This window comes from Streptomyces sp. Xyl84 (assembly GCF_059731885.1).
Window position 1 is genome coordinate 2,949,283 of sequence record NZ_AP029182.1, and the last position, 21,004, is coordinate 2,970,286.

The window sequence follows — 21,004 nt, forward strand, 5'->3', positions numbered from 1 at the left end:
GGGTTACCGCTTGTGCTGCGCGTCCGCCACCGTGACCTCGACGCGCTGGAACTCCTTCAGCTCGCTGTAACCGGTCGTGGCCATGGCGCGGCGCAGGGCGCCGAAGAAGTTCATGGAGCCGTCCGGGGTGTGCGAGGGGCCGGTGAGGACCTCCTCGATGGTGCCGACGGTGCCGAGGTCGACCTTCTGGCCGCGCGGCAGCTCCACGTTGACGGCCTCCATGCCCCAGTGGTGCCCCTTGCCGGGCGCGTCGGTCGCGCGGGCGAGCGGGGAGCCCATCATCACGGCGTCCGCGCCGCAGGCGATCGCCTTGGGCAGGTCACCGGACCAGCCGACGCCGCCGTCCGCGATCACGTGCACGTACCGGCCGCCGGACTCGTCCATGTAGTCGCGGCGGGCGGCGGCCACGTCCGCGACCGCGGTGGCCATGGGGACCTGGATGCCCAGCACGTTGCGCGTGGTGTGCGCGGCGCCGCCGCCGAAGCCGACCAGCACGCCGGCCGCGCCGGTGCGCATCAGGTGCAGGGCGGCGGTGTAGGTGGCGCAGCCGCCGACGATCACCGGGACGTCCAGCTCGTAGATGAACTGCTTCAGGTTCAGCGGCTCGTGCGAGGAGGAGACGTGCTCGGCGGAGACCGTGGTGCCGCGGATGACGAAGATGTCCACGCCCGCGTCGACGACGGCCTTGGAGAACTGGGCGGTGCGCTGCGGGGAGAGCGCGGCGGCGGTGACCACACCGGAGTCGCGCACCTCCTTGATGCGCGCGCCGATCAGCTCTTCCTTGATGGGAGCGGCGTAGATCTCCTGGAGGCGGCGGGTCGCGGCCTCGGCGGGCAGCTCGGTGATCTCGTCCAGCAGGGGCTGCGGGTCCTCGTGGCGGGTCCACAGGCCCTCGAGGTTGAGCACACCGAGGCCGCCCAGCTCACCGATGCGGATCGCGGTGGCCGGGGAGACGACGGAGTCCATGGGGGCGGCCAGGAAGGGCAGCTCGAACCGGTAGGCGTCGATCTGCCAGGCGATCGAGACCTCCTTCGGGTCCCGCGTACGGCGGCTGGGGACGACGGCGATGTCGTCGAAGGCGTACGCCCGGCGGCCGCGCTTGCCGCGCCCGATCTCGATCTCAGTCACGTCTGTGGCCTTTCCCTGATGCGTTGCAGCGTCTTCCAGTATCGCCGACACCCATGACAAGGGCGGCCCCGGTGCGCCCGGGGCCGCCCTCGCACGTCGTCGGCGGTGCTCCCCGCGCGCGGCTCACGCGCGCGGGGAGGCCTTCCGGCTCACTTCTTGCTGCTGTAGTTCGGCGCCTCGACGGTCATCTGGATGTCGTGCGGGTGGGACTCCTTGAGACCCGCCGAGGTGATCCGGACGAACCGGCCCTTGGACTCCATCTCCTCGATGGTGGCGGCGCCGACGTAGCCCATGGTCTGGCGCAGGCCGCCGACGAGCTGGTGCAGGACGTTGGCGAGCGGTCCGCGGTAGGGGACCTGGCCCTCGATGCCCTCGGGCACGAGCTTCTCGTCGGCGGTCACGTCGGCCTGGAAGTAGCGGTCCTTCGAGTACGACCGGCCCTGGCCGCGGGACTGCATGGCGCCCAGCGAGCCCATGCCGCGGTACGACTTGAACTGCTTGCCGTTGATGAAGAGCAGCTCGCCCGGGGACTCCTCGCAGCCGGCGAGGAGGCTGCCCAGCATCACCGTGTCGGCGCCGGCGGCCAGCGCCTTGCCGATGTCACCGGAGTACTGCAGGCCGCCGTCGCCGATCAGCGGGACGCCGGCGGCGCGGGCCGCGAGGGACGCCTCGTAGATGGCGGTGACCTGGGGAACGCCGATGCCGGCGACGACGCGGGTGGTGCAGATGGAACCCGGGCCCACACCCACCTTGATGCCGTCCACACCGGCGTCGATCAGCGCCTGGGCGCCGTCGCGGGTGGCGACGTTGCCGCCGATCACGTCGACGCTCACGCTCGACTTGATCTTCGACATCCAGCTCAGGGCGTTGCTGTTGTGGCCGTGCGAGGTGTCCACGACGAGGAAGTCGACACCGGCCTCGGTGAGCGCCTGGGCGCGCTCCAGCGCCTCCGGGCTGGCGCCGACGGCGGCGCCGACGAGCAGCCGGCCCTCGGCGTCCTTCGCGGCGTTGGGGTACTTCTCGGCCTTGACGAAGTCCTTGACCGTGATCAGGCCCTTGAGGACGCCCTCGTCGTCCACCAGCGGCAGCTTCTCGATCTTGTGCTTGCGCAGCAGCTCCATGGCGTCGGGGCCGGAGATGCCCACCTTGCCGGTGACCAGCGGCATCGGCGTCATGACCTCGCGCACGCGGCGGAAGCGGTCGTTCTCGAAGGCCATGTCGCGGTTGGTCACGATGCCGAGGAGCTTGCCGGCCGGGTCGGTGACCGGGACACCGCTGATGCGGAACTTCGCGCACAGGGCGTCCGCCTCGGCGAGCGTGGCCTCCGGGTGCACCGTGATCGGGTCGGTGACCATGCCGGACTCCGACCGCTTCACCAGGTCGACCTGGTTGGCCTGGTCCTCGATGGAGAGGTTGCGGTGCAGCACGCCGACGCCGCCCAGCCGGGCCATCGCGATCGCCATGCGGGACTCGGTCACCTTGTCCATCGCCGCCGACAGCAGCGGGATGTTCACCCGGACGTTGCGGGAGATGCGGGACGAGGTGTCGACCGCGTTGGGGAGCACCTCGGATGCGCCCGGCAGCAGCAGCACGTCGTCGTAGGTCAGCCCGAGTGTCGCGAATTTCTCGGGCACTCCGTCGACGTTTGCAGTCATGACACCTTCCCCAAATGGCCTTGATCGGTGCGGATGTCCATGCTAACGGGAAGCGGAGGCGTCTCATTCCACGACGAAGGACCGCCCCGGGCTTCGTATTTTCCTACGACACCGGCGCGCGGCCGGTCCAACAGACGTCCGGCTACTGCTCGGCGAGGGCCCGCAGCCTGCTCAGCGCCCGGTGCTGGGCCACCCGGACGGCTCCCGGTGACATTCCCAACATCTGCCCGGTCTCCTCGGCGGTCAAGCCGACCGCGATGCGCAGGAGCAACAGCTCGCGCTGGTTCTCCGGGAGGTTGGCGAGGAGTTTCTTCGCCCACTCGGCGTCGCTGCTGAGCAGGGCGCGCTCCTCCGGGCCGAGGGAGTCGTCGGGGCGCTCGGGCATCTCGTCGGACGGCACGGCCGTCGAACCGGGGTGGCGCATCGCCGCGCGCTGGAGGTCGGCCACCTTGTGGGAGGCGATGGCGAAGACGAACGCCTCGAAGGGGCGGCCGGTGTCGCGGTAGCGCGGCAGGGCGAGGAGGACGGCGACGCAGACCTCCTGGGCCAGGTCCTCGACGAAGTGGCGCGCGTCGCCCGGGAGCCGCGACAGACGGGTGCGGCAGTAGCGCAGCGCGAGGGGGTGGACGCGGGCGAGCAGGTCGTGCGTGGCCTGCTCGTCGCCGTCGACGGCACGGTGCACCAGCGCACCGATCGCCCCTGGGGCAACTGCCGCCTCGTCGTCGCGCATCGGTCCATCGTGCCTTGGCGTCGTCTGCTCCGCGGCACCGCCTTCGCGGTTGTGCACCGAAGCGTTATGAGCGGGTGCGCCGGAACCCATCCCCTGCACCCTCCCATTCCGCTCGACCGACTCGTCCCCGAGGAACTCCACACCTCCAAGGATGCGGCATCCGCGGCGAAACGAGCACCGGCCGCCCGGCGGGCCGCACGGTCAGTGGTACCCGGGGCGCGACGGGCGACACCGCCGGCACCCGCTCGAGGGCCTTTCGCGGGCCCCGTCTCCCCGCCCCCCGGCCGGCCGGCGCGTGCCCGGGAGGGCGCCCCGTCGGGGCGGGCCGCCGCGGTGCGGTCGCGGCGCCGTTTCCGCACGACCGCGGCACGGCTGTACGCGCGACCGGCACAGGCGTACGCGCGACCGGCGCGGCCGCACGGCGACGCGCCCTGGGGCCGGGCCCGGGCGGCACGCGCCGCGCGGACCCCGGGTCCCGCCGGCGAGGCTGAGGCCTCGTCCGGCCACGCATGCCGCGGACGCGGGGCCCGGCCCGCCCGTACGCGGCGTTGCCGTCACTCGCAGGTTCCCCGGCACTCGACCCCGCTCGCGCGGGAGGACCCCCTCGCGCCGACGTCCTTTGCCGCCTTGCCGCTGCCCGCACCAGCCCGCTGGCCTGGCCCGATCAGGTGCCGTGTGTCGTACTGGACGTACTCGGGTCTGGGCCCGGTGCGGCGAGAGTGCGTGCATGGCGTCGCGAGGCAGGCGGGAATGTGACGACAGGGCCTAGCGGACCAGGCCCCACCGGAAGCCGAGGGCCACCGCGTGCGCGCGGTCGGAGGCGCCGAGCTTCTTGAACAGGCGCCGGGCGTGCGTCTTGACGGTGTCCTCGGAGAGGAACAGTTCACGGCCGATCTCCGCGTTGGAGCGGCCGTGGCTCATGCCTTCGAGGACCTGGATCTCACGCGCGGTGAGCGTGGGCGCGGCGCCCATCTCGGCCGAGCGCAGCCGGCGCGGGGCGAGCCGCCAGGTGGGGTCGGCGAGGGCCTGGGTCACCGTGGCGCGCAGCTCCGCGCGGGAGGCGTCCTTGTGCAGATAGCCGCGGGCGCCGGCGGCCACGGCGAGCGCGACACCGTCGAGGTCCTCGGCGACCGTGAGCATGATGATGCGCGCACCGGGGTCGGCGGACAGCAGCCGCCGGACCGTCTCGACACCGCCCAGTCCGGGCATGCGCACGTCCATGAGGATGAGGTCCGAGCGGTCGGCACCCCAGCGGCGGAGGACTTCCTCGCCGTTGGCCGCCGTCGTCACACGCTCGACGCCGGGCACGGTCGCGACCGCGCGGCGGAGCGCCTCTCGGGCAAGCGGGGAGTCGTCGCAGACGAGGACGGATGTCATGGCCGCCCTCCGCAGCTGATGCGCGTCACCTTGAGCCTCCAGGCTGGTACGAAATCGTCACCTGTGCGGTCGACCGTCTCGGACGCCTGCCCGAGCACTTGTGTTTTCAACCGCCTCCGCACTCTCAACGACGGTCACTCGAAAGAGTTACGGGGCCGTACGCCGTTTTCGGCACTCTACGTGAGGGAGCGGACACAGTGCAGACACAGACGTCATACCCTCAACTTTTCATCACAAGCTATGCCCCATTCAGCCCCTTTTCTTCCCGTTTCCAGGTGTCTAGGGCTAGATTCGCAATGAGTCATATTTTCATCTCCTTAGATCGGAGATGTACGGTCGTTGGCACCGTATCCGCCACCGAACGGCTACAAGGGGTCACGCAATGGCAGATTTCTCCCGCCTTCCCGGACCGAATGCGGACCTGTGGGACTGGCAGCTGCTGGCTGCCTGCCGCGGAGTGGACAGCTCGCTCTTCTTCCATCCCGAGGGCGAGCGCGGGGCGGCTCGGAGCGCTCGAGAGAACTCGGCCAAGGAGGTCTGCATGAGGTGCCCGGTCCGTGCGGAGTGCGCGGCACACGCCCTGGCGGTGCGCGAGCCGTACGGAGTGTGGGGCGGCCTCACCGAGGACGAGCGCGAGGAGCTCATGGGGCGGGCACGGAACCGACTGGTGACGGCTTCGTCATCAAGCGGCGACACCGCTTCACATACCTGAAGGAACGTTTCTTCTTACCCATACGGACGTACTACGGCGATCAGGGCACGCACGCGCGTGCCCTTCGCTTCGGTACCCGGCCGGTGCGCCGCGCTCACCGGGACCCGGCGCGCACCAGTTCATCGAGCGTCGCCGCCACGGCCGGCACCTGGGCCAGGTCGGGCAGGGTGAGGGCGACGATCTCGCGGCGCACCGCGGGCTCCAGAGCCACGGTGCTCGCGCCCCGGGGCCGTACGGACTCGATGGCGAGCTGGGGCAGGACGGCCACGCCCAGACCCGCCCCCACCAGCCCGGCCACCGCCGGGTAGTCGTCCGTGGCGAAGTCGATGCGGGGCGTGAACCCGGCGCTCGCGCACACCTCCACGAGCTGGCCCCGGCAGCGGGGGCAGCCCGCGATCCACGGCTCGTCGGCGAGTTCCGCGATGGCGACGGACTCGGCCCGGGCCAGCGGGTGTCCCTCGGGTACGAGTCCGACGAGCCGGTCGGTGAGCAGCGGGCGCACCACCAGGTCCGCCCATTCCTCGGCGCCCGCGGCGCCCTCGTAGCGGAAGGCGAGGGCCACGTCGCAGTCGCCGGCGCGCAGCAGTTCCACGGAGCGCGGCGGTTCTGCCTCCTCCAGGGAGACGCGGGTGCCGGGGTGCGCCGCGCGCAGGGCGGCGAGGGCCGTGGGGACGAGGGTGGAGCTGCCGCTGGGGAAGGAGACCAGGCGGACCCGGCCGGCGCGCAGACCGGCGATGGCGGCGACCTCCTCCTCGGCGGCGGTGAGTCCGGCGAGGATGCCGCCGGCGTGCCGCACCAGGGCCTCGCCGGCCTCGGTCAGCCGCATCTCGCGGCCGGTGCGCACGAGCAGCGGGGTGCCGGCCGATCCCTCCAGGGCCTTCATCTGCTGGCTGACGGCGGGCTGGGTGCAGCCCAGCTCGCGGGCGGCGGCGGAGAAGGAGCCGGTGGCGGCGACGGCGCGCAGGACGCGCAGATGACGGGCCTCGATCACCCTTCGAGCATAAGGCAGGCTTGGGCGAAGCGCCGGAAAACGCGTCGACACTTTGACTTGGGGTCCCTTACCGTTCCGGCATGAAGCTTCTCTCGGTCAACCTGGGCCGTGCCGTGGCCGTGCCGTACACCGATCAGCCCGAGGGTCTCACCGGTATCGGAAAGCAGCCGGTGGACCACCCGGTGCGGGTCGCGGCGCCCGGCCCGAAGGGCGTCGGCGCGAGCGGGCTGGCCGGGGACGCGGTGTGCGACACGCGGCACCACGGCGGTGACGACCAGGCGGTGTACGCCGTGGCGCGCGAGGACCTGGACGACTGGGAGCGCGAGCTGGGCCGGGCGCTGCCCAACGGGTCGTTCGGCGAGAACCTCACCACCACGGGCATCGACATATCCGGTGCGCGCATCGGGGAGCGCTGGCGCCTCGGCTCGCCGGGGGGTCCCTCGGTGGTGCTGGAGGTCACCTGCGGGCGGATCCCGTGCCGGACCTTCCAGGGCCATCTGGGCGAGCGGGGGTGGGTCAAGAGGTTCACGCGGAAGGGTGCGCCGGGTGCGTACCTGCGGGTGATCGAGCCGGGTGAGATCCGCGGCGGGGACCCGGTGGAGATCGTGCACCGCCCGGACCACGACGTGACGGTGGCCCTCGAGTTCCGGGCCGCCACCACGGAGCGCTCCCTGCTGCCGCGCCTGCTGGCGGCCGGTCCGGCGCTGCACCCGGAGTCGCTGGCCGCGGCCCGCAAGTACGCGGCTCGGTACGGCGCCGGGGAGGCGGGCTGACGGATCGTCGGGCCCGGCCGGGCCGGCCGCTCACACCGGTCCGTCACTGATCGGCAGGCCCTGTGCAGAGATCGGGGACGAGGGGGCGGGACCACTAACCTTTCGCCATGACAACGGCTCTGATTACGGGATCGACCGCGGGCATCGGCGCCGCGTTCGCACGGCGCCTGGCGGCGGACGGCCACAACCTCGTCCTGGTGGCGCGTGACACCGGGCGGCTGACGGAGCAGGCGACCGAGCTGCACGACCGGCACGGCATCGAGGCCGAGGTGCTGACGGCCGACCTGGCGACGGACGAGGGCATCGAGAGGGTCGCCGCCCGGCTGGGCGACCGGAAGAACCCCGTCGACCTGCTGGTCAACAACGCGGGCTTCGGCAACAAGGGCCGTTACCTCGACGTGGAGATGACCGACGAGCTGAGGATGCTCAAGGTGCACGTCGAGGCGGTGCTGCGGCTGACGTCGGCGGCGACCGCGGCGATGCGCGAGCGCGGCCGGGGCGGCGTGGTGAACGTGGCGTCGGTCGCGGCGTTCGTGCCGCGCGGCACCTACGGGGCCTCGAAGGCGTGGGTCGTGCAGTTCACCCAGGGTGCGGCGCGCGACCTGGCGGGCAGCGGCGTACGCCTGATGGCGCTGTGCCCCGGCTTCGTGCGCACCGAGTTCCACCAGCGGGCCGGGATGGGCACGGACAACATCCCGGGCTGGATGTGGCTGGACGCGGACAAGCTGGTCGCGGCGGCCCTGACGGACCTGGCCCGCGGCCGGACGGTGTCGATCCCGGACCCCCGCTACAAGGCGCTGATGGGCCTGGTCAAGGTCACACCGCGGGGCCTGCTGGGCGGCGTCACCTCGAAGACGGGCCGCAAGTACGGGCCGCGGTGAGCCGTGGGGGCCGGCCGGACGAGCGGAGAGGGGCGGTCGGCTGCCGGCCGCCCCTCCTCTCACTCACCTCAGCGTCGCGCCGCCCTCCGCCCGGACGCGGCCCGCTCGTCGGCGCCGACGGAGACGGACGTTTCCCCGACTGCGCCCGGGTGACCCCGGCCGCCTCCCTCAACAGCTTGGTCTGACGCCCGAAGCAGCGCAGGAACTCCCCGGCGGCCTCCTCTTCCCCACCCCCGAACGCGCGGTGCCCGGCACCCCCCGAAGGGGTGCCGGGCACCGGTGGCTCGCCCGAGTCGCCGAGCGGCTCGGGTCAGAGCGCTGCCTCAGTGGGCGTGGCCGTGGCTGTGGCCCGCGGCGGCCGGCTCTTCCTCTTCCTTCTTCTCGACGACCAGGGTCTCGGTCGTCAGGAGGAGGGAGGCGATGGAGGCCGCGTTCTCCAGGGCGGAGCGGGTGACCTTGACCGGGTCGATGACGCCGGCCTTGACCAGGTCGCCGTACTCGCCTGTGGCGGCGTTGTAGCCGCTGCCCTTCTCCAGCTCGGCGACCTTGGAGACGATGACGTAGCCCTCCAGGCCGGCGTTCTCCGCGATCCAGCGCAGCGGCTCGACGGCGGCGCGGCGGACGACCGAGACACCGGTGGCCTCGTCGCCGGTCTTGTCGAGGTTGCCCTCGAGCACCTTCACGGCGTGGACCAGCGCGGAGCCACCACCGGAGACGATGCCCTCCTCGACCGCGGCGCGGGTCGCGGAGATGGCGTCCTCCAGACGGTGCTTCTTCTCCTTCAGCTCCACCTCGGTGGCGGCGCCGACCTTGATCACGCACACGCCGCCGGCCAGCTTCGCGAGGCGCTCCTGGAGCTTCTCACGGTCCCAGTCGGAGTCGGTGGACTCGATCTCGGCCTTGATCTGGGCGACGCGGCCCTCGACGTCGGCCTTGTTGCCGGCACCGTCGACGATCGTGGTGTCGTCCTTGGTGACGGTGACGCGGCGGGCGGAGCCGAGCACGTCGAGACCGACCTGGTCGAGCTTGAGGCCGACCTCCTCGGAGATGACGGTGGCGCCGGTGAGGACGGCCATGTCCTGGAGCATCGCCTTGCGGCGGTCGCCGAAGCCGGGGGCCTTCACCGCGGTGGCGTTGAAGGTGCCGCGGATCTTGTTGACGACGAGGGTGGAGAGCGCCTCGCCCTCGACGTCCTCGGCGATGATCAGCAGCGGCTTCGAGGCGTTGGCCTGGATGATCTTCTCGAGCAGCGGGAGCAGGTCCGCGATCGAGGAGATCTTGCCCTGGTTGATCAGGATGTACGGGTCGTCGAGGACGGCCTCCATACGCTCCTGGTCGGTGACGAAGTACGGCGAGAGGTAGCCCTTGTCGAAGGCCATGCCCTCGGTGAAGTCCAGCTCCAGCCCGAAGGTGTTGGACTCCTCGACGGTGATGACGCCGTCCTTGCCGACCTTGTCCATGGCCTCGGCGATCAGCTCGCCGACCTGCTGGTCCTGGGCGGACAGCGCGGCCACGGCGGCGATGTCGGACTTCTCGTCGATCGGGCGGGCCGAGGCGAGCAGGTCGTCGGAGACGGCCTTGACCGCGGCGTCGATGCCCTTCTTCAGCAGCGCCGGGGAGGCACCCGCGGCGACGTTCTTCAGGCCCTCGCGCACCAGCGCCTGGGCGAGCACGGTGGCGGTGGTGGTGCCGTCACCCGCGATGTCGTTGGTCTTGGTCGCCACCTCCTTCACCAGCTGGGCGCCGAGGTTCTCGTACGGGTCCTCGATCTCCACCTCACGGGCGATGGTGACGCCGTCGTTGGTGATGGTCGGGGCGCCGAACTTCTTGTCGATGACGACGTTGCGGCCCTTGGGACCGATCGTCACCTTGACCGTGTCGGCGAGCTTGTTGACGCCGCGCTCGAGGGCGCGACGGGCGTCCTCGTCGAACTTCAGGATCTTCGCCATGGCAGCGGGAGCCCTCTCGGAAATCTTGGGTGAAAAAGAAACTGCGCCCCGGACGCCCGGCTTCTTAACGGTCGCGGGGGCCAGGGGCGCAGCTCACAGCAGGAATGCTGAGGTGACTTACTTCTCGATGATCGCGAGCACGTCGCGAGCCGAGAGGACGAGGTACTCCTCGTTGTTGTACTTCACCTCGGTGCCGCCGTACTTGCTGTAGAGCACGACGTCGCCGACCTTGACGTCGAGCGGAAGACGGTTGCCGTCCTCGAAACGGCCCGGGCCCACGGCCAGGACGACGCCCTCCTGGGGCTTCTCCTTGGCGGTGTCCGGAATGACCAGGCCAGAGGCCGTGGTCTGCTCGGCGTCCAGCGGCTGGACCACGATGCGGTCCTCGAGCGGCTTGATGGCAACCTTGGTGCTGGCGGTCGTCACGATCCGACCTCCCCCTTCGGAGATCTCACGGGGTTAACTGTCTGAGGTGGCGACCAGGTCGATCCGTCGTCGCGGGTGCCGGACCTGCCCGTCGCGTTGTTGGCACTCTCCGGTGGGGAGTGCCAGAGCCGAGACTATGACCGCGATTAGCACTCGGTCAAGCGGAGTGCCAATTGCCGTGCGGCGCGTCGGAGGAAGGCGGGCTCTTCAGGGGCGCTTGGGCAGATGCCGTCCGCCGCGGTGGGCGGCCCTGGGGACTGCCGCTCCCGGCCCCCGCCGGCCGGCCTGGTCGGCCTCGTCCGCAAGCGCCGGACGGGCCGATCCGTCACAGGTAGTCCTGCAGCCTTCCGACCGTCAGCCCCTGCGCCTCGATGTCGCGCAGCAGGCGTGTGGTGCGTTCGCGCAGTGTCGGGCCGTCCAGGTCGTCGTCGTCCGAGGTGACCAGGAGGATGTCGCCGGGGCGCAGCGCGGGACGGCCGCGGGTGAAGCGCAGGCGGGTCTCCGTCATCGAGGCGCGCCACAGCACCACGGCGGTGACCTGGCAGTCGGCGGCGGCGCGCAGGGTCGTGGTGTCGTAGACGCCGTAGGGCGGCCGGAAGAGGCGGGGGCGGACGCCGAAACGGGCGTGCAGCTTGTCGCGCTGGCCGCAGATCTCGGCGCGCTGGCCGGCGTAGGGCAGGCCGCGCAGGGCCGGGTGTTCCAGGGTGTGGTTCTCCAGGGCCGCGCCGACCGACAGCAGGCGCGCGAAGTGCCCGTACTCCGGCCCGATGACGCTGTCCGTGAGGAACATGCTGACCGGCAGCCGCAGTTCGCGGACCATGTCGACGAACCGCGGATCGCGTTCGGCGCCGTCGTCGTAGGTGAGGAAGACGACCCGGTCGGGCGTGTCGACGTGGTCGACCACCGGGGGCGGTGCGAAGGCCCGGCCGGCGGCTGCCGTCGCGCGGGTGACGGGGCGGGACGGCGGCTGCGGGGCCGCGGGCAGTGGCGCCGTCAGGCCCCAGCGGCGGTACGGCTGCGGGGGTGCGGCCGGGGCGGTGGGCCGTACCCGCTGGGCGGCCTTGCGGCCCAGCCGTTCGATCGGGTCGACGGACGAGGCGCAGCCGGCCAGGAGCAGCAGCACGGCCGCGAGCAGTGCCGCGGCCGTGCGCCGCGGCCACGGCCGCGGTCTCACAGGTAGTCCTCCAGCCGGGCCACCGCGTACCCCTTGGCGGTCGCGTAGTTCAGGAAGCGGCGCATGTCGTCGACCATGGTGCCGTCCCACTCGCCGCGGCCGCGGAAGTGGGTGAGCACGATGTCGCCGGGGCGCAGCCGCTTGTCGTCCTCGCGGAACTCCCAGTGGTCGACGTAGACCTCCTCGTTCCAGATCGGCGCGTACTTGATGCCGCAGGACTTGGCGGCGCGCAGGGTGTCCTGGTTGTAGTTGCCGTAGGGCGGGCGCAGGAGCTGCGGGCGCTTGCCGAACTGCTTGAGCATGATGTCCTGCATGTCGCAGATCTCGTGCCGCTGCTCGTCGTAGGACAGTCCCGGCAGGTACGGGTGGTGCAGGGTGTGGTTGTTCAGGGTGTTGCCGAGGGACTGGGCCTTGCGGAAGTAGCCGTAGTCGTCCTTGACGACGTAGTCGCTGAGGAAGGCCGTGTAGGGGACCTTCAGGTCGTTCATCATGCGCAGGAAGGCGGGGTCCTTCTCGGCGCCGTCGTCGATGGTGAGGAAGAGGATCTTGTCCTTGGTGGGCACGGTGGTGAAGACCGGGGGCAGGTCCCACTCCTCCTGGTGGTCCACCTCGAAGCCGGGGCGGGCGTGGATCCTCGGCTTGACGGCGGGTGGCGGCGGGGGCAGGAGCGGGGCCTGGCTCAGGCCCCAGCGCCTGGCGGCGGCGGTGCGGGCCGCGGCGGAGACCTTGAGCCGGGTGGCGTAGGAGTCGAGGGCGCGGGCGGGGGGCGCCTGGAGGCGCTGCTGGCCCGGGGCGGGGGCCACCGGCGTGCCCGGCCGGTCGCAGCCGGAGACGACGGCGGCGACGGCGAGGGCGGCGAGTGAGGCACGGAAGGCGGCCCTGCGCCCCGGACGCCCCGGACGGCCGGGAAGGCCCGCGAGGCCCTGGAGGCGATTTTTGTCATTTTGTACTACTGAACTCATGGCGCCGGATCCTCGCAGGCCACCGCCCCGAACCCGAGGCGACACCGCGGCCGGCGCCACACCGTCCACCGACTGGCCCACAATGAGGCGGTGACCGACCCACTCGCCCCGCTGCACGCCTTCGCCTCGCTCCTCACCCCCGAGGGCCGCGCCCTCCTGGAGGAGGTGCGCGGCACCGCCCCCGCCGACGAACTCGCCGTCGCCACCCGGCTGCGCCGCGACCACCCCGCCGGCCTGGTCTCGGCCGCGCTCGGACAGGCCCGGCTGCGGCAGCGGGCGGCGGCGAAGTTCGGGGCGGCGGACGCGGAGCGGATGTTCTTCACCCCGAACGGCGTGGAGCAGTCCACCCGGGCGAGCGTGGCGGCCTACCGCGCGGCGCGGCTGAGGGAACTGGGCGTGTCCTGCCTGGCGGACCTGTGCTGCGGCATCGGCGGGGACGCGATCGCGCTGGCCCGCGCCGGGATCCGCGTCCTGGCCGTGGACCGGGACCCGGTGACGGCCGCGGCGGCCCGCGCCAACGCGGCGGCGCTCGGGCTCGACGCCCTCATCGAGGTCCGCGAGGCGGACGTCACGGACGTCGACACCTCGTCGTACGACGCCGTGTTCGTGGATCCCGCCCGGCGCGGCGGCGGACGAGGGGCCGGGCGGGCGGCGGGTGGGCGGATCTTCGATCCCGAGGCGTACTCGCCACCGCTGTCCTGGGCCGTGGAGGCCGCGCTCAAGGCGCCGCACGCCGCCCTGAAGGTCGCCCCCGGCATCCCGCACGAGGCCGTCGCGCCGCAGGCCGAGGCCGAGTGGATCTCCGACGGCGGGGACGTGAAGGAAGCGGTGCTTTGGTTCGGCACCGAGCCGGGCACGGTGCGCGCGACGCTGCTGCCCGGCCCGCACAGCCTGCGCGGCCGCGGCCTGCCCGACCCGCCGGTGCGGCCGGTGGGCCGCTACCTGTACGAGCCCGACGGCGCCGTCATCCGCTCCCACCTGGTCGCCGAGGTCGCCGAGGAACTCGACGGCGGCCTCGTCGACGAGACCATCGCCTACGTCACGGCCGACGAGCTCCGCCCCACCCCGTACGCGACCGCCTACGAGATCACCGGCCGGCTGCCCTTCAACGTCAAGAAGCTGAAGGCGCTGCTGCGCGAGCACGAGGTCGGCACGCTCACCGTGAAGAAGCGCGGCTCGGCCGTGGAGCCGGAGGAGCTGCGCCGCAAGGTGCTGCCGAAACCGCACGGGCGCGGCACGATGACGGTGTTCCTCACCCGGGTCGCGGGCGCCCCGACGATGCTGCTGGGGCACCCCGCCCCCGCCGCGTAGCGGGAGGTCCGCCCGCCGCGGCGACGCCCGCGGCGTGCCGGGCTCCGGCTCCGCCCTCCCGCGGCTCCGCCGGCGCCTTCCCGTACCTTCCTGGACTTTCCGGCGCCCGCCGACGCCTTCCGGTGGCCGCCTTCGAAAGTTTCGAAGGCGGTCAGGCTGGTCACTCGCCCGGCCGCGCCGTGCTGCTGCGCACCACCAGGCTCGTCGCCAGCTCCACCCGTGTCGCCGCCGGCGGCTCCTCCTCCCGCCCGAGGTCGAGCACCAGCCGCGCCGCCGCCTCCGCCATCTCGGTGAGCGGCTGCCGTACGGTCGTCAGCGGCGGCCCCACCCAGCGCGCCACGGGCAGGTCGTCGAAGCCGACCACGCTCAGGTCCTCCGGGATGCGCAGGCCCAGCTCCCGCGCCGCCTCGTACAGGCCGAGCGCCTGGAGGTCGTTGCCCGCGAAGACCGCACTCGGGCGGTCCGGGCGGCGCAGCAGCTCCAGGCCCAGGCGGTAGCCGGCCTCGTGGTGGAAGTCGCCGGTGACGATCAGTGACGGATCGACCCGCACCCCCGCCGTCTCCAGCGCCGCCCGGTAGCCGTCGACCCGGGCGCGGCTGCACATCATCCGGGACGGCCCGCTGATGGCCCCGATGCGGGTGTGGCCCAGCTCCACCAGGTGCCGGGTGGCGGCGAGCCCGCCCTGCCAGTTGGTCGCGCCGATCGAGGGCACGTCGGTGCCCGGGTCGCCGGCCGGGTCCATCACCACGAAGGGAATGGAGCGGCTGGTCAGCAGCGCCCGCTGGGACTCGTCGAGGCCGGACAGGACGAGGACCACGCCGTGCGGGCGGCGGGCGGCGACCTGGTCCGCCCAGGTCCGGCCGGGGGTGAGCCGGCCCGCGCTCTCGGAGAGCACGACGCTCAGGCCCGCGTCCCGCGCCACGTTCTCCACGCCCCGGATGACCTCCATCGCCCAGGCGCTCTCCAGCTCGTGGAAGACGACGTCGATCAGCGGCGAGCGGGTGGCCTCGGCGCGCCTGCGCCGGTAGCCGTGGGCGCGCAGCAGGTCCTCGACGCGGCTGCGGGTCGCCGGGGCCACGTCGGCGCGCCCGTTGAGGACCTTCGAAACAGTCGGAGCCGACACCCCGGCCTCGCGGGCGATCTCGGCGAGGGTGGCGGTGCGGGTTGCGGGGGTCTTGGTCGGCTTCATGGCCGGGATCGTATCTCTGCGCGACCCCTTGACGAACCCCCCGGCACGCCTTACGTTCCCGGAACATTCGAAGTCACATCCGAAACATTCGGGCAACCGGCGTGTTCCCGGTGCCGTCGGCACCGCGTCCGGCCCGAGCGATCCTTCGTGAGAGGTGCCGTCACATGGAGTCCTACAGCAGGCGCTGGTTCCTCGGCGCCGGCGCCACCACCCTGATCTCGGCCGCGGGGCTCACGGCCTGCGGTTCCGGCAGCGGTTCGGGCGGTTCGGGCGGCGGCACCATCACGGCGATGGTGTACGGCGACGACGCGGTGAAGATCCAGGTCAAGGCGGTCGACCGGTTCAACGCGTCGGCCACGGCCAAGCAGGCCAAGGCCAAGGTCGAGCTGCAGAAGATCCCCGCCTCCGACTACCCGGCCAAGCTGCGCACCGCCATGGGCTCGCCCAACGCGCCGGACGTCTTCTACAACTGGGGCGGCGGCTCCATCAAGGCCTACCAGGAGGCCGGCCGGCTGGTCGACCTCACCGACATCATCACGTCCGACGCGACGCTCAAGGGCGGCTTCCTGCCCTCCGTGCTCGCCGCGGGCGGGCTCGGCGGCCGCAACTACGGGATCCCGATGCGCGGCATGCAGCCGGTGATCCTCTTCTACAACAAGTCCCTGTTCGCCGAGCACAAGCTGCAACCGCCCACCACCTGGGACCAGTTGCTCGACAACAATGCCAAGCTGACGAAGGCGGGCATCACCCCCTTCGCCCTCGGCGGCGCCGACACCTGGCCCGAGCTGATGTGGCTGGAGTACCTGCTCGACCGCATCGGCGGCCCGCAGGTCTTCGAGAAGATCAGGAACGGCGATGCCTCGGCCTGGGGCGACCCGGCCGTGCTGAAGGCGGCCGAGACGGTCAAGCAGCTCATCGACGACGGCGCCTTCGGCAAGGGCTACAGCTCGGTGTCGTACAACAACGGCGGCGCTCCCGCCGTGTTCGCCAAGGGCAAGGCGGCGATGCACCTGATGGGCTCGTGGGAGTACTCCACGCAGCTCGGCAAGTTCCCGGACTTCGCCAGGAAGGAGCTCGGCTGGTGCGCCTTCCCGAAGTACGAGGGCGGCGCCGGCGACATCCGCAACGTGGTCGGCAACCCCACCAACTACTGGTCCGTGAACACCCGGGTCTCCGACAAGGACGCGGCCGTCGCCTTCCTGCGCGACTGCGCCTCCGAGGCCTACACCAAGGACCTGATCGCCAACGGTGACGTACCGACCACGACCAAGGCCGCCACCCTGCTGGACTCCTCCCCCAACCCCGCCTTCGCCAAGTTCCAGTACCAGATGGTGCAGCAGGCACCCGCCTTCACCCTGAGCTGGGACCAGGCGGTCGACCCGAGCTGGCAGACGCCGATGCTCACCGAGATCAACAAGCTGTTCGTGGGCAAGTCGTCGCCGGACCAGTTCGTCTCGGCGCTCAAGGGGCTGAAGTGAGTTCTGCGGTCACCACCCGGACGAAGGGCGGCCCGGGCGGGGGCGTGCGGGCCGGCCGTCCGCACGCCGCCTGGGCGCTGCCCGCCGTCCTGTTCTTCACGGTCTTCGCCGTCGCCCCCATGGCGCTGGCCTTCTACCTGTCCTTCACCAAGTGGAACGGACTGGGCGACCCCCAGCCCGTCGGCCTCGCCAACTGGCAGAAGCTGATCCACGACCCGCGCCTGACCCAGTCCCTGACGGTGACCGTCGTGCTGACCGCGGTCAGCTGGGCCTTCCAGACGGTGGTCTCCCTGCTGCTCGGGGTCTGGGCGGCGGGCCGCCAGCGCAACCGCGCGATCCTGTCGGCGGTCTTCTTCGTGCCGTTCCTGCTCTCCTCGACGGCGATCTCGCTGCTCTTCTACGCGCTGCTCGACCCGAACTTCGGCATCATCCACGGCGACACGCTCGGCTCCACCTCCGGCGCCTTCCTGGCGATCGTCTTCGTCGGCGGCTGGCAGTTCATCCCGTTCCACACCCTGATCTACCAGGGCGGGGCCCGGCAGATCCCCGAGGTCCTCTACCAGGCGGCGGCGATGGACGGCGCCGGCCGCCTGCGCCAGTTCTTCTCGATCACGCTGCCCCAGCTGCGCAACACGGCGACCACCTCCGGCGTGCTGATGGTCGTCGGCTCGCTGACGTACTTCGAGACCGTGCTGATCCTCACCCAGGGCGGCCCGGGCACCGACACCGCGATCCTGCCCTACCTGATGTACGAGGCGGGCTTCAAGAGCTACGACTTCGGCTACGCGAGCGCCATCGCGTCGTTCCTCGTCGTGGCCGCCACCGCACTGTCGCTCGTGCTGGTCCGGCTCTCCGGGTTCGGCGCCATGCGCAGCACCAGGGAAGGGATGTGACGCAGTGTCGCACGACACGCTGCGGCGTCCGCGTCCGGTGAGGACCGCGCCGCGCACCCCGGACGGCGGCCCCGCGCGCCGCCGCCGCCACTGGACCAGGCGCCCCAACCCGCTCGCCGGACTCGGCTCGGTGCTGTGGCTGGTCGTCGTCATCGTCCCGATCTACGCGATGATCTCGGCCTCGCTGACCCGCCAGGACGAGGCGCTGGGCGGCAACGCCCTCAAGCCCCCGGCCCACCCCACCCTCGCCAACTACAACACCGTCCTGCACAACGGCTTCGGCCACCTGCTGCTCAACACGGTGATCGTCGCGGCCGCGGTCGTGGCCATCGTCCTCCTCCTGTGCGTCCCGCTGTCCTACGTGGCCGTGCGCTCGCGCACCTTCTGGTCGGGAGCCTCCTTCCGGCTGTTCCTGCTGGGCGTGGCCATCCCCGCGCAGGCGGTGGTCGTCCCGCTCTACCTGATGATCGCCAAGCTGAACCTGTACGACAGCCTGCTCGCGGTCGTCCTGCCGACCGCGGCCTTCGCCATGCCGGTCTCCGTGCTGATCCTCACCGGCACCCTGCGCGACATCTCCGAGGAGATGTACGAGGCGATGGCGCTGGACGGCGCCTCCACGACCCGCATGCTGTTCCAGCTGGTCATCCCGATGGCCAAGGGCGGCATCAGCACGGTCGTCGTCTACGCCGCGCTGCAGGCCTGGAACGGCTTCCTCTTCCCGCTGATCTTCACCCAGTCCGACGGCCCGCGCGTGCTCACCCTCGGCCTGTTCAACTACGTGAGCCAGTTCGGCGTGAACATCCCCGCCCTGCTCGCCTCGGTCGTCCTCTCCGGCATCCCGGTCTTCGCCGTCTACCTGGTGGCGCGGCGCGCCCTCGTCGGGGGCCTGATGGGGGTGGGCGGCAAGTGAACTCACCCACCACCGACGTCTCCGACAGGAGTTCCATGACCACCCGTTCCTGGCAGGACCCCGCCCTGCCCGCCGCCGACCGCGTCGACGACCTCCTGTCCCGGATGACCCTGGAGGAGAAGACGGCCCAGCTGTACGGCGTGTGGGTGGGTGCCGCCACGGACGGCGAGGGCGTCGCCCCGCTCCAGCAGCACATGAACACCGACTACGACTGGGACGAGCTGATCACCCAGGGACTGGGCCAGCTCACCCGCTCCTTCGGCACCGCCCCCGTGGACCCCGCGGCCGGGGCCCGCGCACTGAGCCGGGCCCAGCGCCGCATCGCCCGGGCCGGCCGGTTCGGCATCCCCGCCGTCGCCCACGAGGAGTGCCTGGCCGGCTTCACCGCCTGGGGTGCCACGGCGTACCCGGTGCCGCTGGCCTGGGGCGCGAGCTTCGACGCGCCGCTGGTGGAGGAGATGGCGGCGCGCATCGGCCGTGACATGCGGGCGCTCGGCGTCCACCAGGGGCTCGCCCCGGTCCTGGACGTGGTCCGCGACCCGCGCTGGGGCCGGGTCGAGGAGACCATCGGCGAGGACCCCTACCTGGTCGGCACGATCGGCACCGCCTACGTGCGCGGCCTGGAGTCGGCGGGCGTCGTCGCCACCCTGAAGCACTTCGCCGGATACGCGTCCTCCTCCGGCGCCCGCAACCTGGCCCCGGTCCGCGCGGGCGCCCGCGAGTTCGCCGACGTCACGCTGGTGCCCTTCGAGATGGCGCTGCGCGAGGGCGGCGCCCGCTCGGTGATGGCGGCGTACACGGAGACCGACGGCGTGCCCGCCTCGGCCGACCCCGCCCTGCTCACCGGGCTGCTGCGCGAGCGGTGGGGCTTCACGGGCACGGTGGTCGCCGACTACTTCGGCATCGACTTCCTGCAGACCCTGCACCGGGTGGCCGGCAGCCCCGCCGAGTCCGCGCACCTGGCGCTCGCCGCCGGCATCGACGTGGAACTGCCCACCGTCAAGTGCTACGGCACCGGCCTGGCCGCCGCCGTCCGCGCGGGCACCGTCCCCGAGGAACTGGTGGACCGCGCCGCCCGCCGGGTCCTGCTCCAGAAGTGCGAGCTGGGCCTCCTGGACGCCGACTGGGACCCCGAGGCGCCCGCCGGGCCCGTCGACCTCGACTCGGCCGGGAACCGGGCCGTGGCCCGCCGCCTGGCCGAGGAGTCGGTGGTCCTGCTGTCCAACCCCGACGGGGTGCTGCCGCTCTCCCCCGGCACGCGGATCGCGGTCGTCGGGCCCCGCGCCGCCGACGCGCTGGCGATGCTGGGCTGCTACTCCTTCCCCTCCCACGTGGGCACCCAGCACCCCGAGGTGCCGCTGGGCATCGAGATCCCCACCGTCCTCGACGCGCTGCGCGGCGAACTCCCGGACGCCAAGGTGTCCTTCACCGAGGGCTGCGGCGTGGCGGACCCGGACACCTCGGGCTTCGACCGGGCGGTGGCACGCGCGGCGGAGGCCGACGTGTGCGTGGCGGTGCTCGGCGACCGCTCGGGACTGTTCGGCCGCGGCACCTCCGGCGAGGGCTGCGACGTGGCGGACCTGGCGCTCCCCGGTGTGCAGGGCGAACTGCTGGACGCGCTGGTCGCCACCGGCGTCCCCGTCGTCCTGGTCCTGCTCACCGGCCGGCCCTACGCGCTGGGCCGCTGGGAGGGCCGGCTCGGCGCGGTGGTCCAGGCGTTCTTCCCCGGCGAGGAGGGCGGCCCCGCGGTGGCGGGTGTGCTCTCGGGCCGGGTCAACCCGTCGGGCCGCCTCCCGGTGAGCGTGCCGCGCGGTCCCGGGGGCCAGCCCTGGACGTACCTCCAGCCGCCGCTGGGCCTGGCCGACGAGGTGAGCAGCCTGGACCCGACACCGCTGTACCCGTTCGGGCACGGCCGCTCGTACACGACGTTCGCCTGGGGGGACTTCACCGGCGAGGAGAGCGCCACGACCGGCACGGACGGCGCCTACGACCTCTCGCTGACGGTGCGGAACACCGGGGAGCGGGCGGGCGCCGAGGTGGTGCAGCTCTATCTGCACGACCCGGTGGCCTCCGTGACCCGGCCCGACGTCCGGCTGGTCGGCTACCAGCGACTGGAGCTGGCCCCCGGCGAGGCGAGCCGGGTGACGTTCCGTTTCCACGCGGACCTGTCGGCGTTCACCGACCGGTCGGGTCGCCGGATCGTCGAGCCGGGCGACCTGGAACTGCGGCTGGCCGCCTCCAGCGCGGACGTCCGCCACACGGCCCGGCTGACCCTGACGGGCCCGGTGCGGGAGGTGGGGACGGAGCGGCGGCTGCGCTGCGACACGCTCGTCTCGCGGGAAGGCTGAGCACCGGGTCCCGGCCCGCGTCCGCCCGCGGGGGGGGTGGACCGGGACCCGGCCCGCCCGGCGGCCGCGCGCCGGACACGCACAAGACCCCGCCCCGGAGAACCGGGACGGGGTCTG

18 protein-coding genes are annotated in these 21,004 nt (G+C 72.3%); 8 read left to right on the forward strand and 10 right to left on the reverse strand.

Features of this window, described 5'->3' with window-relative positions; all coding sequences use genetic code 11:
- Positions 1–3: 3 nt before the first annotated feature.
- The 4 genes from AC6I72_RS12575 to AC6I72_RS12590 all read right to left on the reverse strand — a co-directional run bounded on the left by AC6I72_RS12575 (position 4) and on the right by AC6I72_RS12590 (position 4,890).
- Positions 4–1,128, reverse strand: a complete 1,125-nt coding sequence (locus AC6I72_RS12575; protein WP_366723674.1) for a GuaB3 family IMP dehydrogenase-related protein — start codon at positions 1,126–1,128, stop codon at positions 4–6.
- A 149-nt stretch (positions 1,129–1,277) separates the two neighbouring features.
- Positions 1,278–2,783: an IMP dehydrogenase gene (guaB, locus tag AC6I72_RS12580; protein ID WP_498000870.1), complete on the reverse strand. Its 1,506-nt coding sequence runs from the start codon at positions 2,781–2,783 to the stop codon at positions 1,278–1,280.
- Positions 2,784–2,925: 142 nt separating this feature from the next.
- Entirely contained in the window at positions 2,926–3,513 is a 588-nt protein-coding gene (locus AC6I72_RS12585; RefSeq protein ID WP_026252030.1) for a sigma-70 family RNA polymerase sigma factor, read from the reverse strand.
- Between the two features lie 765 nt (positions 3,514–4,278).
- On the reverse strand, positions 4,279–4,890 hold the full coding sequence (locus AC6I72_RS12590) for a response regulator transcription factor (RefSeq protein ID WP_003948568.1): 612 nt from the start codon (positions 4,888–4,890) through the stop codon (positions 4,279–4,281).
- Between the two features lie 382 nt (positions 4,891–5,272).
- Between AC6I72_RS12590 and AC6I72_RS12595 the strand changes: the two genes are divergently transcribed.
- On the forward strand, positions 5,273–5,602 hold the full coding sequence (locus AC6I72_RS12595; protein WP_037858476.1) for a WhiB family transcriptional regulator: 330 nt from the start codon (positions 5,273–5,275) through the stop codon (positions 5,600–5,602).
- A gap of 94 nt (positions 5,603–5,696) precedes the next feature.
- Here AC6I72_RS12595 and AC6I72_RS12600 read toward each other — a convergent pair whose 3' ends face one another.
- Positions 5,697–6,593: a LysR family transcriptional regulator gene (locus AC6I72_RS12600; protein ID WP_037858475.1), complete on the reverse strand. Its 897-nt coding sequence runs from the start codon at positions 6,591–6,593 to the stop codon at positions 5,697–5,699.
- Positions 6,594–6,673: 80 nt separating this feature from the next.
- Here AC6I72_RS12600 and AC6I72_RS12605 point away from each other — a divergent pair, with 80 nt between their 5' ends.
- Positions 6,674–7,366: an MOSC domain-containing protein gene (locus AC6I72_RS12605; protein ID WP_498000871.1), complete on the forward strand. Its 693-nt coding sequence runs from the start codon at positions 6,674–6,676 to the stop codon at positions 7,364–7,366.
- Between the two features lie 107 nt (positions 7,367–7,473).
- Positions 7,474–8,247, forward strand: coding sequence for an SDR family NAD(P)-dependent oxidoreductase (locus AC6I72_RS12610; protein WP_498000872.1), 774 nt, complete (start codon positions 7,474–7,476; stop codon positions 8,245–8,247).
- Between the two features lie 323 nt (positions 8,248–8,570).
- On the opposite strand, the gene groL is transcribed toward AC6I72_RS12610, so the two are convergent.
- From groL to AC6I72_RS12630, 4 genes are all read right to left on the reverse strand, one after another.
- Positions 8,571–10,196, reverse strand: a complete 1,626-nt coding sequence (gene groL, locus AC6I72_RS12615) for a chaperonin GroEL (RefSeq protein ID WP_037858470.1) — start codon at positions 10,194–10,196, stop codon at positions 8,571–8,573.
- Between the two features lie 117 nt (positions 10,197–10,313).
- Entirely contained in the window at positions 10,314–10,622 is a 309-nt protein-coding gene (gene groES / locus AC6I72_RS12620; protein WP_100569792.1) for a co-chaperone GroES, read from the reverse strand.
- Between the two features lie 325 nt (positions 10,623–10,947).
- On the reverse strand, positions 10,948–11,796 hold the full coding sequence (locus AC6I72_RS12625) for a polysaccharide deacetylase family protein (protein WP_498000873.1): 849 nt from the start codon (positions 11,794–11,796) through the stop codon (positions 10,948–10,950).
- A complete protein-coding gene (locus AC6I72_RS12630; protein ID WP_498000874.1) occupies positions 11,793–12,758 on the reverse strand; it encodes a polysaccharide deacetylase family protein in 966 nt (321 codons plus the stop codon). Before AC6I72_RS12630 ends, AC6I72_RS12625 begins: the two co-directional genes overlap by 4 nt.
- Positions 12,759–12,848: 90 nt before the next feature.
- Between AC6I72_RS12630 and AC6I72_RS12635 the strand changes: the two genes are divergently transcribed.
- A complete protein-coding gene (locus AC6I72_RS12635) occupies positions 12,849–14,069 on the forward strand; it encodes a class I SAM-dependent methyltransferase (protein ID WP_498000875.1) in 1,221 nt (406 codons plus the stop codon).
- A 160-nt stretch (positions 14,070–14,229) separates the two neighbouring features.
- Here the strand turns inward: AC6I72_RS12635 and AC6I72_RS12640 are convergent, their stop codons facing one another.
- A complete protein-coding gene (locus AC6I72_RS12640; RefSeq protein WP_498000876.1) occupies positions 14,230–15,258 on the reverse strand; it encodes a LacI family DNA-binding transcriptional regulator in 1,029 nt (342 codons plus the stop codon).
- 164 nt (positions 15,259–15,422) lie between these two features.
- Here AC6I72_RS12640 and AC6I72_RS12645 point away from each other — a divergent pair, with 164 nt between their 5' ends.
- From AC6I72_RS12645 to AC6I72_RS12660, 4 genes are read left to right on the forward strand one after another with little or no spacing between them, the layout of a single operon-like run.
- Positions 15,423–16,736, forward strand: a complete 1,314-nt coding sequence (locus AC6I72_RS12645) for an ABC transporter substrate-binding protein (RefSeq protein WP_498000877.1) — start codon at positions 15,423–15,425, stop codon at positions 16,734–16,736.
- The gene (locus AC6I72_RS12650) at positions 16,733–17,629 is read left to right on the forward strand and encodes a carbohydrate ABC transporter permease (RefSeq protein ID WP_498000878.1); all 897 of its coding nucleotides are present in this window, start codon (positions 16,733–16,735) and stop codon (positions 17,627–17,629) included. The genes AC6I72_RS12645 and AC6I72_RS12650 overlap by 4 nt, the downstream gene beginning before the upstream one ends.
- Before the next feature lie 4 nt (positions 17,630–17,633).
- A complete protein-coding gene (locus tag AC6I72_RS12655) occupies positions 17,634–18,539 on the forward strand; it encodes a carbohydrate ABC transporter permease (RefSeq protein WP_498000879.1) in 906 nt (301 codons plus the stop codon).
- Between the two features lie 35 nt (positions 18,540–18,574).
- Positions 18,575–20,887 carry a beta-xylosidase/alpha-l-arabinosidase gene (locus AC6I72_RS12660; protein ID WP_498000880.1) on the forward strand — a complete coding sequence of 771 codons (2,313 nt, stop codon included), beginning with the start codon at positions 18,575–18,577 and terminating at the stop codon, positions 20,885–20,887.
- The last annotated feature ends 117 nt before the right edge of the window (positions 20,888–21,004 follow it).

Excerpts from the sequence above, each read along its gene's own strand:
- guaB (WP_498000870.1), bottom strand. The coding sequence starts at position 2,783 with ATGACTGCAAACGTCGACGGAGTGCCCGAGAAATTCGCGACACTCGGG.
- AC6I72_RS12585 (WP_026252030.1), bottom strand. The coding sequence starts at position 3,513 with ATGCGCGACGACGAGGCGGCAGTTGCCCCAGGGGCGATCGGTGCGCTG.
- AC6I72_RS12590 (WP_003948568.1), bottom strand. The coding sequence starts at position 4,890 with ATGACATCCGTCCTCGTCTGCGACGACTCCCCGCTTGCCCGAGAGGCG.
- AC6I72_RS12595 (WP_037858476.1), top strand. The coding sequence starts at position 5,273 with ATGGCAGATTTCTCCCGCCTTCCCGGACCGAATGCGGACCTGTGGGAC.
- AC6I72_RS12605 (WP_498000871.1), top strand. The coding sequence starts at position 6,674 with ATGAAGCTTCTCTCGGTCAACCTGGGCCGTGCCGTGGCCGTGCCGTAC.
- AC6I72_RS12610 (WP_498000872.1), top strand. The coding sequence starts at position 7,474 with ATGACAACGGCTCTGATTACGGGATCGACCGCGGGCATCGGCGCCGCG.
- groL (WP_037858470.1), bottom strand. The coding sequence starts at position 10,196 with ATGGCGAAGATCCTGAAGTTCGACGAGGACGCCCGTCGCGCCCTCGAG.
- AC6I72_RS12630 (WP_498000874.1), bottom strand. The coding sequence starts at position 12,758 with ATGAGTTCAGTAGTACAAAATGACAAAAATCGCCTCCAGGGCCTCGCG.
- AC6I72_RS12640 (WP_498000876.1), bottom strand. The coding sequence starts at position 15,258 with ATGAAGCCGACCAAGACCCCCGCAACCCGCACCGCCACCCTCGCCGAG.
- AC6I72_RS12645 (WP_498000877.1), top strand. The coding sequence starts at position 15,423 with ATGGAGTCCTACAGCAGGCGCTGGTTCCTCGGCGCCGGCGCCACCACC.
- AC6I72_RS12660 (WP_498000880.1), top strand. The coding sequence starts at position 18,575 with ATGACCACCCGTTCCTGGCAGGACCCCGCCCTGCCCGCCGCCGACCGC.